The sequence below is a fragment of the Spirosoma oryzae genome (assembly GCF_003002825.1).
Classification (GTDB): Bacteria; Bacteroidota; Bacteroidia; order Cytophagales; family Spirosomataceae; genus Spirosoma; species Spirosoma oryzae.
This window is the reverse complement of sequence record NZ_PVTE01000003.1, coordinates 103,424-116,863: the sequence shown is the minus strand read 5'-3', so window position 1 is coordinate 116,863 and position 13,440 is coordinate 103,424. Positions and strand designations below refer to the sequence as shown.

The following is a 13,440-nucleotide window of genomic DNA, read 5'->3' as shown; positions in this document are numbered from 1 at the left end:
ACACATTAGTAATCGACTTCCAGATTGAGTACCTGCCGGAGTTCGTGCAGGGCCGGGTTCTTGTTCGCCATGAAGTTGTACTTGTCCTGCGAACTGTAGATCATCTTCTTGACTTCCTGCAACGTAACCGTATGCTCCAGCTGAATCCGGCTGTTTTGCAAATGTTCGCGCAGGTACTGTAGCAACTCGACCCGTATATCGGCCAGGTAACCGACCTGTAGCGTGTTGTCCAGCGTCAGATGAATCGTCGTGCCGTCGAGGGTGAGCTGGCGGTTCAAGACAAGCTGCTCGGTCGTTGAATCCGTCTGCTGATGCCGCAGTTTGGCAAACGTCCGCCAGCATTCCTGTAGTTCATCGAAGTCGAACGAACGATCGGGACGGGTTGGGGCGACGACGGCAACAACATCCGCTTCGGTAGTCGCCTGCACCGGGCTGGCAGTTAGCGACACGGTTGACTTCAGCCGACTACTGGCCGGCCGTGTCGGTAGGGTGACAGGTTGCCGCATTGCCGTCGCCGGTTGTGGGGCAGGCACGGCCGATGGGGGCGGTACCGCAGCAATCGGCTCTGCAACGGGCGACGGTGTGGGCCGGTAACCGTTTACGGGCTCGCTCGTGATCGGGTGTTGTTCCGTCAGGCCGGGCTCAGGCGATGGCTGTGGATTGCCGTTTTTTTTTTCGGCCCCGTCCGGCAGTTGGATACCGTTGGGTGCCGTAGCGTCCGTGATGATGGGGGAAACGGGCGCACTGCTCCGCACCCCGTTGGCGGGCTGAGCGGTCATCGCATCCCAGTCGAGGACGTTGCGCAGGTTGGCCAGTTTCATCAGCCATAACTCCGTATGCAGTCGCTGATCTTTCGCCTGTTTGTAGTTCATGTCGCACTGACCGCCAAGGCTGAGCGCCGACAGGAGAAATGACATGGGCGCTTTGGTCGCCTGGTCGAGATACTGTTTTCGTACTGTCTCGGTCACCTGTAAGAGCTGTACCGTGGCGGCATCTTTCGCTACCAGCAGGTCGCGGAAGTGGCGGCACAAGCCCACGACGAACTGGTGTCCGTCGAACCCCTTGCGCAGAATCTCGTCGGTCGTCAACAGGCTCTGAACCAGATCGCCGGCCAGTAACTGCTCCGTCAGCTTGAAATAATAATCGTAATCGAGGATGTGCAGGTTGTCGAGCACTTCCTTGTAGCGAATTACCCGGTCGGCGGCAAACGTCACGTTCAGATCGAACATCGACAGGGCATCGCGCAGCCCACCGTCGGCTTTCTGGGCAATCAGCGCCAGCGCTTCCCCCTCGGCTTCGATGCCTTCTTTCTCGGCGATTTTCGCCAGATGACCGGCGATGTGCTGCGGCTGAATCCGGTTGAAGTCGAAGATCTGACAGCGCGACAGAATCGTGGGTAAAATCTTGTGCTTCTCGGTCGTCGCCAGAATGAAAATGGCGTAGCTGGGCGGCTCTTCCAGCGTTTTCAGGAAGGCGTTAAACGCAGCCGACGAGAGCATGTGTACCTCGTCGATGATATAGATCTTGTATTTGCCGGACTGGGGCGGATACCGCACCTGATCGATCAGGTTGCGAATGTCCTCGACCGAGTTGTTGGAGGCTGCATCGAGTTCATGGATATTAAACGATGCGCTCTGGTTGAAGCTGACGCACGAGTCACAGTGATCGCAGGCTTCGCCCTCGTCGGTCAGGTGCTGGCAGTTGATGGTCTTGGCCAGAATCCGGGCGCAGGTCGTTTTGCCGACACCGCGCGGCCCGCAAAACAGGAAGGCCGAGGCTAAGTGATTGGTCCTGATGGCATTCTTGAGTGTGGTCGTAATATGCTCCTGACCAACAACGGTGTCGAAGGTAGCGGGGCGGTACTTGCGGGCCGAAACCACGAAATTTTCCATACTCAAAGATACCGTTTCCCAACCAGACTTCAAACCCGTTTCGACCCGTCGGACACGGCAAGGTCCGCCCAATTTGACCGACACGAGCCGGTGGTAAATCGGGCGGACCTTGCCGTAGACGGTGCCTTTCGGCGGCTACTCCTCGGCGGGTGGTGTCCCCCGGAAGGCGTCTTTTTTGTCGATTCTGGCCAGTTTGACGGGGCGTCCTTCCCGCGCCGACTGGTAGATGGCTTCCATGATTTTCTGGTCCTGCAGGCCTTCCTCACCGGGCGTAAAGGGCGTCTTGTTATTCTTCACGCAGTCGGAAAAATGGTCCATCTCGGCCATGAAATGATTTTTCTGCCCCATATCGTGTTCGATGACCCGGTTCTCCTTACCCTGCGCCTGACTGGTCATCAGTTTAAGGCCCTGATAGGGAAATGCGGGGTCCATTTTGATCCAGCCGGTATCGGCCAGCACACGGTAACTCTTTTCGTCGTGGTGCCCGTAGCTGGTCGCACAACTAGCCTGTACGCCACTGGGAAACCTCATCAGCCAGTTGACCTGCTCTTCGACTTCGGTAAAGCGCGGATCGCCCGGTGTGCTGTGTATCATGGCCGACACTTCCGTGGGCTCTTCGGCCAGTACAAAGCGAATCGTGTTCAGGCAGTACAGCCCTACGTCGGGCAATGAGCCGCCCCCGGCCAGCGCTTTGTTGAACCGCCAGTGTTTGGGGTTGTCGGAGTTCTGCCCGTTGTTGGCGATAATCGATTTGACCTTACCGAACTGGTTGGCCTGCACCATTTCGCGCACCTTGCGATTGTGCGGCTCGTACTGAATCCGGTAGGCGATCATCAGTTTGACGTTGGCCTGCTTACAGGCGTCGATCATCGTCTGGCATTCGGCCACTGTGTTGGCCATCGGTTTCTCGCACAGAATGTGTTTGCCGGCCTGCGCCCCCCGAACGGTGTATTCGGCATGCATGCCGTTGGGTAGCACGATGTAAATAACCTGGACGTCTTCATTGTCTTTCAGCTTGTCGTAATCGGCATAGCTGTAGCAATAGTCGTTGCGAACGCCATACTGTTCGGCCACCTTCTTCATCTTCTCCGGACTGCCGCTTACCAACGCAACGATCTTCGATTTTTTGCTCATGCTCAGCGCCGGCAGAATTTCGTCGAGCGTCAGGTGACCCAGCCCGACAACGGCATAACCGACGCGCTGACCGGGTGGCAGGGGTGTTGGCGTTGGTGGGTTTTTCTGCTCTGTTTTCGCTTTGATCGGCTCCAGCTCGATTGGCTTGGCCGGGTCCGACGGAACGGTGGCGGGGGGCGATACCGCCGGCAGCTTGGGAACGGGACCGTTGGGCGTTGGCGTCGTCTGCGCCGTCACCGGTTGGGCGACCTGCTTCGCGCAGGAAGCCAGGGCGCTGCTCAGTGCCCCAATAGCCAGACCCCGTCCGGCGGTGGCTAAAAACTGACTGCGCGACAGGCGGTTGACCGCGACCTGCTCGGTTATTGAGTCAATGGGTTTCATAACGTCGTCTTGAACTGTGTCTGTCTTGAACTGTGATTTTTATGATTACACAGATAGACTATGATTGTTCACGTTCTGAACCGCCGGGCGGCCCCGTGTGATTCATGTGATTGTCTGAACTATGATTCGTTTGATTTTTATGATTTCGCTGATTTATGGAGAAGTAGAAATAATCATAGTCCATCAAGTCAATCACATGAATCACAGTTCAAGATTGTCTCGAACTGTGATTCATGTGATTGACTTGATTTCACTGATCCTTTCAGTAGCGGAAAATCACAGCCTATCAAATCAATCAGGGTCAATCACAGTTCAGACAATCCGGACTGTGATTCGTGTGATTGAGATGATTTCACTGATTCTTCCAGTAGCAGAAAATCACAGTCTATCAAATCAATCAGTATAAATCACACGGGGCCGCCCGGCGGTTCAGGACGACTATTGGATCGGCGAATAATCCGTCGGGACCATATATACCGATTCGACCTTCGTCGTTAGCGAGCCGTTCTTTTCGGAGTCGGCTTTGGCCTTTACCCACTTGACATCCTTGCGGAATTCATCGAAATGCTGTTTCCCTTCCGCTTCGCTGGGGTGCGCCAGAATATAAACCAGCTTCGACTGACCGTCGGCATCCTTGTCTTCGGTGAGCCAGTAGGCGACGTTCGTCATGCCGTGTTTGCTGAACAGCTTGATTGTGTGATCGCGGAAGCGGCTGAGCAGGTCGGCGAGCTTGCCGGGTGCCGGGAAGTACGTACGCATCTCGAATACGCGGGTGGGCGACGCTTTTTTGAGCTTGAGGGCCGGTGAGATGTCGGCTTCGGTCATAAAGATCTGGTCGACTTTCGCGACGATCCTGCCGTTAGCCTCCGTCTTGGCGACCACCGCTTTCCAGTCCGGGTCGTTCCCAAAAGCTTTCCACGATGCGTCACGGGCGGCCCGGTCGGGGTACGCCAGGATGTAAATAAGTCGCTTGTCGGTCGTGTCGGTGGGGGTCCAATAGCCGATGTTTTCCATACCGTGTTTTTCGAACAGCTTGGTTGTATACTGCCGGAACCGATCGACGATGTTGGCGTAATTGCCGGGCGTTGGGTGATAGATACGCACTTCGTACAGCTTCGTGCTGGGCTTGGCGGGGGGCGACGCAAACGTTGCGGCAAATGCAGAAACTGCCAGCAGACCCATCGTCAGCAGGGTACTAAAACGACTCATACAATAAGGGTTTAGGAACAGGAGATAATGAAAGTGATTCGGCGTGGATGCAAACAAATATACGGGGCAGATGCACCATTGGCTTGCAAAACAGCAGCAGAAACCTATTTTTGTCGATACCCCTCCGTTATTACTAACCGTCTGACACCATGCTGAGTCGCGTTGCCAACTCTGTTTACTGGATGCACCGCTATATTGAGCGGGCCGAAAATTACGCTCGATTCATGAGCGTCAACTTCAATCTCGAACTGGATCTGCCCCCGACCGTCAATCAGCAATGGGAACCGCTGCTGATTGCAACGGCTGATAATGACCTGTTTGCGGACTATTACAAGGCCGCGACGCGGGAGAACGTCATTCAGTTTATGACGTTCGATAAGCGCAACCCGAACTCGATTATTTCGTGTTTGAGCAATGCCCGCGAAAACGCCCGGACGATCCGCGAAGTGATTTCAAAGGAAATGTGGGAGCACCTGAACCAGTTCTACCTGATGGTGCGCGATACCGACCCCCGGCAGCAGCAGGAGCAAACGCAGACACAGACTTACTTCAACGAAATTCGTAACGCCATCCAGTTATTCTACGGTATCATCGATGCGACGATCACGCGGAACGATGCCTGGCATTTCGGTCGGCTGGGCCGTTTCCTGGAAAGGGCGGATAAAACGTCGCGCTTTCTGGACGTAAAATATTTTACGCTCTTGCCGCAGGTCGAAGCCGTTGGGTCGACGCTCGACCTGATGATCTGGTCGGCCGTACTGAAGTCGGTCAGCGCGTACAACATGCACCGGCAGCAATACCGCACGCTGACACCCGCCAGTATCGTTGAATTTCTGATTCTGAGCAAGGCGTTTCCCCGATCGGTGGCGCACTGCATCCGGCAGGCCGAACTGTCGCTCTACGAAATATCGGGTAACAACATTACCAGTGGCTTCGGTAACATGGCCGAACGGCGGCTGAGTAAGCTACGGTCGGAAATCGAGTTCACCGAAACCACCGACATTTTCAAAAAAGGGCTGCACCAGTATCTCGATAGTTTCCAGACCCGGACCAACGAAGTCGGTGCCGCTATCTTTGAAACCTACTTCGATTTGAAGCCACTGGAGGTGTAGAAGGGGGTTGCAAAGTTGTAGGGTTGTAAAGTTGCTGGCGCGTCGTAGCTGACGCCGGATGGCAACTTTACAACCCTACAACTTTGCAACTTTATAACTTACTGAAATATCGGCAGCGTGACGGCCAGGTAGGCCATGCCGGAGCGGTTGCGGTAGCGATCGTTGTCGGCAACGACGTCGCGGTTGCTCAGGCGCATTTCGGACGTCAGCCATTGATAGCCAACTTTGATTCCGACGCGCTGACTGATGCGAACGCGGGCATAGACTTCGGTCGACAGTGTCCCCATGGCGTTGTCGCCCAGCAACTGCGCATTGAGCCGCGTCGGGCGAGCCGACTGCTCGGCATAGACGCCCGTAAACGCGCGCGTCGTTACCGAATCGATCCGATAACGGCCATTCGCTGATGAAACCCGCCCAATGCGTGTACGCCCCAGTGTCAGGCCAACCAGGTCGGCCGTGGCACCAATCTCAACGCGTCCCAGGTTGATCTGTCCCCGAATGCCGATGTTCGCCGACGTCATTGTTGCGTAATCGAAGCGAACCCGGTCGATATTGTCCTCAATGAGGGGAGCACCCAGTGCACCGAAGCCCGATTTACCCCGCGTCAGGCGGGCAGGGGCGGTGTAATAATTGATGTTGTCGCCGTAGAAAGCGCCCACCCGAAAGTTCCAGCCCAACGAGATAAGCTTCCGACTGCCAATATTGAGCAACTGATAGTATTGAAAAGACGGATTGTAGCGGTCGGTCGAATAGGCCATACCAAGATCGTAACCGCTGCTAAGCCGCGCCGATACGGGCGACTGCGCAAACGAAGAGACCGCGCCCAACAGGCAGGCGGCCAGCAAAATTTTCTTCATTCAGGCGTAACGTGATGATTGAGGGGCAAAGATATTGGACAGGATTACAGGATTAGCAGGATTTTTCGACAAACAAGCGCACCAATTCGCATACTAATGGAATCGGTGCGCCCGGATAACAATCTTGTTAATCCTGTAATCCTGTCTAAAAAATTACTTCATCTTCAACACGACCGCGCCCAGCGGGGGGATGTTGAGCTGTAGCGACTGCGTACGACCCTGCCAGGCTTCCGCATCGGCGGTGATGTCGTTCGGGTTGGTGACGCCACTGCCGTAAAACTCGGTGGCATCGCTGTTGAACAGTTCGTGATAAACGCCCGCCGTTGGCACGCCGATGCGGTAGCCATTACGCGGAACGGGGGTCATGTTCAACACAATCAGCAGCGTATCTTCCGGGCGGTTGCCTTTTCGGGCGTAGGTGATGACGCTATTTTCGCGATCGGCCGTGTCGATCCATTCGAAGCCGTCAGCCGTAAAGTTACGGTCGTACAGTCCCGGTTCGCTGCGGTACAGTTTGTTCAACGCTTTCACGCAGGCGGCCATGCCACTGTGGGGTGCGTACTGAAGCAGGTGCCAGTCGAGACTGCTGTCGAACTTCCACTCCTCGGTCTGCCCGAATTCACCACCCATGAAAAGCAGCTTAGTGCCCGAGTGAGTAAACATATACGAGAACAGCAGACGCAGGTTCGCAAACCGCTGCCACTCGTCGCCGGGCATCTTACCTACCAGCGAATGCTTGCCGTATACCACTTCGTCGTGCGACAGAGGCAGCATGAAGTTTTCCGTGAAGGCATATATCGTGCTGAATGTCAGATTGTCCTGGTGGAATTTGCGGAAAGCCGGATCGCGCTCGAAGTAGCTGAGCGTATCGTTCATCCAGCCCATCATCCACTTCATACCGAAGCCCAGGCCACCCGTATACAGGGGGCGCGATACGCCGGGGAACGAGGTCGATTCTTCGGCGATGGTTTGTACATCCGGGAAGGCTGCATAGACGGCTTCATTGATCTCCTTCAGCAGCGAAATGGCTTCCAGGTTTTCACGACCGCCAAACATATTCGGCTCCCACTCGCCCGCGTTGCGCGAGTAGTCGAGGTACAGCATCGACGCTACGGCATCGACGCGCAGCCCGTCGGCATGGCAGCGGTCGAGCCAGAACAGCGCGTTCGACAGCAGGAACGAACGTACCTCCGGCCGACCGTAGTTGAAGATATAGCTCTTCCAGTCGGGGTGGTAGCCCTTCCGCATGTCCGGGTGTTCATAGAGATGCGATCCGTCGAACTCGTACAGCCCGTGCGCGTCGCCGGGGAAGTGGCTGGGCACCCAGTCGAGCAACACGCCGATACCGGCCTGGTGGAACCGTTCGACCAGCCGCATAAAGTCCTGGGGTGACCCGAAACGGCTACTCGGCGCGAAATAGCCCGTGATCTGGTAGCCCCACGACGGTGCATATGGGTACTGCATGACGGGCATGAATTCGACGTGGGTAAAGCCCATCTCCTGCACGTAGGGTACCAGCGCGTCGGCAATTTCGCCGAAGCTTAGTTCGCGCTCCGGGTTGCCCGGATCACGACGCCACGATGCCAGGTGAACTTCGTAAACCGAAATGGGCGCGTTCAGCGCGTTTTTAGCCCCGCGCTCCGTCATCCAGTCCTGGTCGTTCCATTCGTAATAGGTGTCCCAGACCAGCGAGGCCGTTTTGGGCGGTACTTCCCAGTAGTGGGCGTACGGGTCGCCTTTCTCCAGTTCGCGACCGCCTTCGTGGACGATAAAGTATTTGTAAACGGTACCCCGGCCAATGTTGGGAACGAAAATTTCCCAGATGCCCGATGAGTCCCAGCGAACGTTCATCGAATGACTCCCCTTGTCCCAGCCGTTGAAATCGCCGATGACGGCCACGTAACGCGCGGAGGGGGCCCAGACCGCGAAATATGTACCCGCTACACCGTTATGTTCGACTACGTGCGAGCCAAACTTTTCGTACAGCCGCTGGTGCTTACCCGCCCGAAACAGGTGGACGTCGAAATCAGTGAAGCGGGAGTAAGTACCCGTCGATTCAGAAGCAGCGGGCTGGGTGGTGTCAGGCATTTCGGCGGGTTGGGTAGGTGTGTTTTGAGCCGGTAATTCGGCGGTCGGTGCGTCCAGGCCGGGCGACATTACCTTGGAAGGATCTACGGGTTTTGGTTTGCGGGCCGTTTTGGGTTTGGCGTCGCTGGTGGAAGAGGACTGAACAGACTCGGTCTGCGGGTCAGGCTGAGTGCCGTCAGGGGTAGTGCTAGTCGTACGTTTTGCCATTAGGTAGCGATTCGGAGTTACTGGTTGAACCCGGTGATCGGGCGGAAAGTTAGAAAAATCTCAGCCTTCCGTAGTGAAGGTGCGGTCAATCTTACTGCGAATAATGTTCACATAACGCGTAGGCAGCAGCCGCGTCACCCATTCGATTTGTCGGGCGTCGGCCCCGATCAATACGCGCGCTTTGTTCTGTTCGACGCCCCGCCAGATCTGCCGGGCGGCTTCGTCGGGCGTGGTGCGGGCGGCTCTTTCGAAGCTGCTGACGATGCGTCGCTTCATATCGTCGGTCACCGGCGTGTTGATACCCTGCCGGGCGCTGGCCGCAATGTTGGTTTTGATACCACCGGGATGTACGCAGGTAACCTGAATCGGTGTGTCGAGCAGTTCCATGCGCAGTACGTCGCTGAAACCCCGGACGCCGAACTTGGCCGTGCAGTAGGCCGACTGGTTCATCACGCCCGCCAGCCCAAACACGCTCGACAGGTTGACGATGTGACCGGCGTTCTGCTCGATCATGTACGGTAAAAAGGCTTTCGTCATGCGAATGACTCCCCATAGGTTGATGTTGAGCAACCACTCGAAATCGTCCAGTTCGGTCGTCGAAAACGGGCCACTGGCCAGCGCAACCCCCGCATTGTTGACCAGCAGCAGCGGCCGTCCGTTCAGCGTGGGTATCGTGTCGGTGGCGAACTGCCGGATGGCTGCGGCATCCGATACGTCGAGTTGGTGAGTCGTTACGGTACCGCCGGCCAGCCGTGCCGTTTCCGCCAGTCCGTCGAGGTTGATGTCGGTCGCGATGACCGGCGCACCGGTAGCGGCCGCCTGAATCGTCAGCTGCCGCCCGATACCCGAACCGGCTCCGGTGATAAGGATGCTATGTGTACGTAGTGAGGACATGGGTTTTGGTTGAGGGTATACCGGAAACTGAATGCCGTCTGTTAGCGCAGCAGCCCCTTCTGTAGCATGGGGATGTCGGTCGGTTGGGACGTGCCGTCGCTGATGCGGATCTTCTCGATCTCCGTGACTACGTCGATGATGCCTTTCAGCGGAATCTTGACCCACGATGGCCGGTAACTGATTTCGTAGCCCAGTTCGTACACCGCTTTTTCCAACAGATAAATCAACAGCAGAAAATTGATCTCATTGTTGTTTTTAAAGAGTGGATGCGGACTACCGAACGTATCGAAATAAGCGTCCAGATACGTGTCCCGGATGAGGTAGAACCACCGGTCCGACACGCGTTGCAGATACGCCGGATCAAGGTCTTCGGTTTCTGCCGAGTTGAACAGCTTGGCGCAGACCGCGTAATGATATGAACGAATCATGCCGGCTACGTCTTTCAGGGGCGAATGCTTGATTTTGCGGTCGGCGATGCTGCTTTCGGGCTCCCCTTCGAAATCGATAATGACAAAGTCGTTCTCCGTGGCCAGTACCTGCCCCAGGTGGTAGTCTCCGTGAATGCGCGTGCGCAGCGAGCCAAGCGGCCGGGTGCGGAAGTCATTGATGAAGGCGTCGATCATCTCGCGGGCTTCCATAAACACCCAGGCCAGCCGTTGCGCCAGCGGATCGAGTTCGGTATACTTGTCGATCAGCAGCGCGTATCGTTGGGCGAGTAACGACTCGAACCGGTTGATGATGAAGGTGCGGTAGTTATCGGTGAACGGTTCGGGCGCAAAATCGGTATCTGCCCCCGTTTTGTAGAGCGCATTATGCATTTCGCCCGTCCGCCGACCCAGCAATTCTACTTTTTCGAAGACGTCTTCCCGAATGGTAAACAACCGCTGGGGTACGGCATACAGAAAATCGTTGAGGTAGTCGCCGGTTTGCCCCCACGAGTCTTTGTCGTTGGGTACCATGCGCTGCACCATGCCCAGTGTCACATCGGCGATCCCGTCGCGCTGCCAGACGAAGCTACCGCCGAAAGCGGGTATGTTCGGGAAATAACTCACATCCGTCAGGAACGCCACCATGTCGACTTCGGGGTTGGTTTCGCGAAACAGCTTGCGGTACAGTTTCACGAAATACTTGTCGCCGAACGTCATGGCCGAGTTGCTCGAATCGACGGGGAGTACGCGCGACGGCAGGTTCGCGTCGCCGTCTTCCAGCCCCCGGCCCCGCTGAAACCGGAGCTGTCCTTCCGGCATGGGAATTACCTGACTGGCATAAATAGCTTCGAACAGCGCACGGCGAAATCGGTCGTCATAGATTGCGTCGATCAGCAACCCCGCCTGACCGGCCAGTTGCACGTCGCCGATACGGCCTTTGTCCGGTACGTCGGCTACGCTGAAAGGACGTCCCTGGGTGGCCCGGTCGGAGACGAACGAAAGCGGCAATAAATAATTTTCCGGGGCTCCTTCGGCATAGCTCACCGACAGAATGGTCAGGTACGCGAGCTTACCGGACTCGGCGTCGATTGATAACGGCATGGCCGTTCGTATGTGCAGGCCCGTCTGCTGCCTGGCTTTACCGGCAAACCAGCGGCAGGTATTGATATAAGACGGTAGTAACGACTGACAAAGTTCGGCCCAGAAAGCTGGCTGCCGAACCGCGTCAGACCAGGCAATAGGGGAGATAAACGGTGGATGAGTTGTCATGAAGTAAAGGAAAGCCAGTCAGACACGGCAATATCTCACTTATCGTGCTAGCTGTACTGGGTTAGGGGCAAATAAATCTTGGTTGTATGCTAAAAAGAATTAATCTGGAGTGCTACGAACGGTTGGGCGAGTGCCTGGAATCGGTACAACGATTTCCGGGCTGACTGTCCAGTCGGGAAGTTGCTGTGCCAGGCTTTGTATATGCTGTTCGGTATCAGCGTCGACCAATACGGTCCGGCGGCTGGTGTCGAGTAATTGAGTTTGTTGCTGAATCAGCCGCAGATCGTCGGCCGGTAAGGGCAGCGGCCCGTTGAAAGCAAAGAGGTAGCGTGCCATAGGAAAGGGGAGTAGGTAGTAATGAACGGACTTGAAGTCCCCGACATCGGTCCGCCGAAGCGGCTGGAAGCTGTCGGGGACTTCAAGTAATCCGTTCTGCTACGAAAGAGTGGGTTTGGTTGTTCCGTCGGGCAGGAGGGGCATACCGGTGCCCTCGAAGGTCGGACCAAAACCCATTGGCCGGACATACTGCGCCAGCCGCTGAATCATGGCGTCGGCACGGGCGGCTGTCCGGGGCATGGCCAGCAGATCCGTATGGCCCGACAGGAGCCGGGCCGCCATACCCGCTGCCGCCGGGCAGGCCATCGACGTGCCGCTCAGGGGGGAGTAGCCGCCCGGTACGGTCGAGACAATCCCAACGCCCGGTGCCGTGAAATCGACGTTTGGGCCAACGTTCGAGAAAGCGGCAATGAAATTCTTTTTGTCAGTGCCGTAGGGAGCCGCGACATTGGGTGCATCGGTTGTGTTCGCCGGAAACGTACCTTTGCGCCCCATCGCACTGACGGCTAGTGACAGGGAAAAAGACGCCGGAAAACTAACCGGTTGCCGCCCGTCGTTGCCCGTCGCGACAAAACAGATCGTGCCATTCTGGTAAGCAAAGGTGATCGCTTCCTGCGTCGCCGTATCCACCGGGCCACCACCCAGGCTCATATTCAGAATATCGCAGCCATCGGCGACCGCCTGCTCAATCGCTTTGATAATGGCGAAGTTAGACGCCCCCTGACTGTTACGGCCAAAGACGCGATAGGCCCGTAGCGTCGCACCGGGGGCAACCCCACGTACACCCGTCGGCGGGGTACCCTGGGCAGCAATAATCCCCGATACGTGCGACCCGTGTTCGTCGACGTCGGCAAAGTCCTTTGGATCGTCGCCCGTCACGGTGCAGGCCCCACCAGCGATGGTCAGGTCGGGATGCGGTCCGGCACCGGTATCGATAACGCCCACCGTCAGGCCGGTACCGTTCGGCTCGCCGTCGGCCGGGGCGGGGTAGAAAAACGACTTCGCGTCCTGGTAGTCGAGTTTAACCGGTTGGATGGGGAGTTTGTCGCCGGTCTTGAGCGTCACTTTCTGCTTCCAGTAACTCCAGTACCCAACTTTCGGATAAACGTACAGTTGATCGATGGTCTGGTTGGTAATGTTCTTGAAGGAGACAACCCCTTTGGCGTCTGACGTTGCCTGTTCACCCGTCCGATCGGCAAAATTCGTGAACGCGACAACCGTAGCGCCAACGACCGGCTTCGTACTTTTCGCTTCGACCAGCTGAATTTTCAGGGCCACCTTGGCCTGCCCCTGCAACGGGCGGACGACTGTGCGAATGGTTTCCCGAAAGAGCTGGGGGTAATAGAAGACTTCCGGTACGATCAGCACACCCGGTAACTGCGCCCGCAGCAGCGGTACTTCCGATTCGGACAGTTGTACCAGCTTAGCGCCCTGCGCACTGGTAGCATCCAGCACCACGGCCTGATTGGTCAGATCGACCGGCAGGATATCGCTCAGGCGCGTGTCGACGTTCAGGCTGCTGAGCGTTTCGTTGGTGGCGGGGGTAGTGTCGGAAAACCGAAGACCCGTACGGGGTAGAATGATGTAGTTGCGGGGTGGGAGTTTAGCCATGGGAGCGATTGTCTACAGTCTC

At 56.6% G+C, this 13,440-nt stretch carries 10 protein-coding genes; 1 reads left to right on the top strand and 9 read right to left on the bottom strand.

Annotated elements, in window-relative coordinates:
- Positions 1-5: 5 nt before the first annotated feature.
- The 3 genes from CLV58_RS04315 to CLV58_RS04305 form a co-directional block, all read right to left on the bottom strand.
- Positions 6-1,892, bottom strand: a complete 1,887-nt coding sequence (locus CLV58_RS04315; protein WP_106136551.1) for a DNA polymerase III subunit gamma/tau — start codon at positions 1,890-1,892, stop codon at positions 6-8.
- A 135-nt stretch (positions 1,893-2,027) separates the two neighbouring features.
- A complete protein-coding gene (locus tag CLV58_RS04310; RefSeq protein ID WP_106136550.1) occupies positions 2,028-3,407 on the bottom strand; it encodes a Gfo/Idh/MocA family protein in 1,380 nt (459 codons plus the stop codon).
- A 438-nt stretch (positions 3,408-3,845) separates the two neighbouring features.
- Positions 3,846-4,616, bottom strand: a complete 771-nt coding sequence (locus tag CLV58_RS04305; RefSeq protein WP_106136549.1) for an NIPSNAP family protein — start codon at positions 4,614-4,616, stop codon at positions 3,846-3,848.
- A 149-nt stretch (positions 4,617-4,765) separates the two neighbouring features.
- Here CLV58_RS04305 and CLV58_RS04300 point away from each other — a divergent pair, with 149 nt between their 5' ends.
- Positions 4,766-5,728 (top strand): alpha-E domain-containing protein, encoded by a 963-nt coding sequence (locus tag CLV58_RS04300; protein ID WP_106136548.1) that lies wholly within the window; start codon positions 4,766-4,768, stop codon positions 5,726-5,728.
- A 98-nt stretch (positions 5,729-5,826) separates the two neighbouring features.
- Here the strand turns inward: CLV58_RS04300 and CLV58_RS04295 are convergent, their stop codons facing one another.
- The 6 genes from CLV58_RS04295 to CLV58_RS04270 form a co-directional block, all read right to left on the bottom strand.
- On the bottom strand, positions 5,827-6,585 hold the full coding sequence (locus CLV58_RS04295) for a hypothetical protein (protein WP_106136547.1): 759 nt from the start codon (positions 6,583-6,585) through the stop codon (positions 5,827-5,829).
- A 153-nt stretch (positions 6,586-6,738) separates the two neighbouring features.
- Positions 6,739-8,880, bottom strand: a complete 2,142-nt coding sequence (glgB, locus tag CLV58_RS04290; protein ID WP_425443491.1) for a 1,4-alpha-glucan branching protein GlgB — start codon at positions 8,878-8,880, stop codon at positions 6,739-6,741.
- Between the two features lie 60 nt (positions 8,881-8,940).
- A complete protein-coding gene (locus tag CLV58_RS04285; protein ID WP_106136545.1) occupies positions 8,941-9,774 on the bottom strand; it encodes an SDR family NAD(P)-dependent oxidoreductase in 834 nt (277 codons plus the stop codon).
- A 41-nt stretch (positions 9,775-9,815) separates the two neighbouring features.
- Positions 9,816-11,471 carry a putative maltokinase gene (locus CLV58_RS04280; RefSeq protein ID WP_106136544.1) on the bottom strand — a complete coding sequence of 552 codons (1,656 nt, stop codon included), beginning with the start codon at positions 11,469-11,471 and terminating at the stop codon, positions 9,816-9,818.
- Between the two features lie 99 nt (positions 11,472-11,570).
- Positions 11,571-11,807, bottom strand: coding sequence for a hypothetical protein (locus CLV58_RS04275; protein ID WP_106136543.1), 237 nt, complete (start codon positions 11,805-11,807; stop codon positions 11,571-11,573).
- Between the two features lie 99 nt (positions 11,808-11,906).
- Entirely contained in the window at positions 11,907-13,418 is a 1,512-nt protein-coding gene (locus tag CLV58_RS04270; RefSeq protein WP_106136542.1) for a S8 family serine peptidase, read from the bottom strand.
- Between the last annotated feature and the right edge of the window lie 22 nt (positions 13,419-13,440).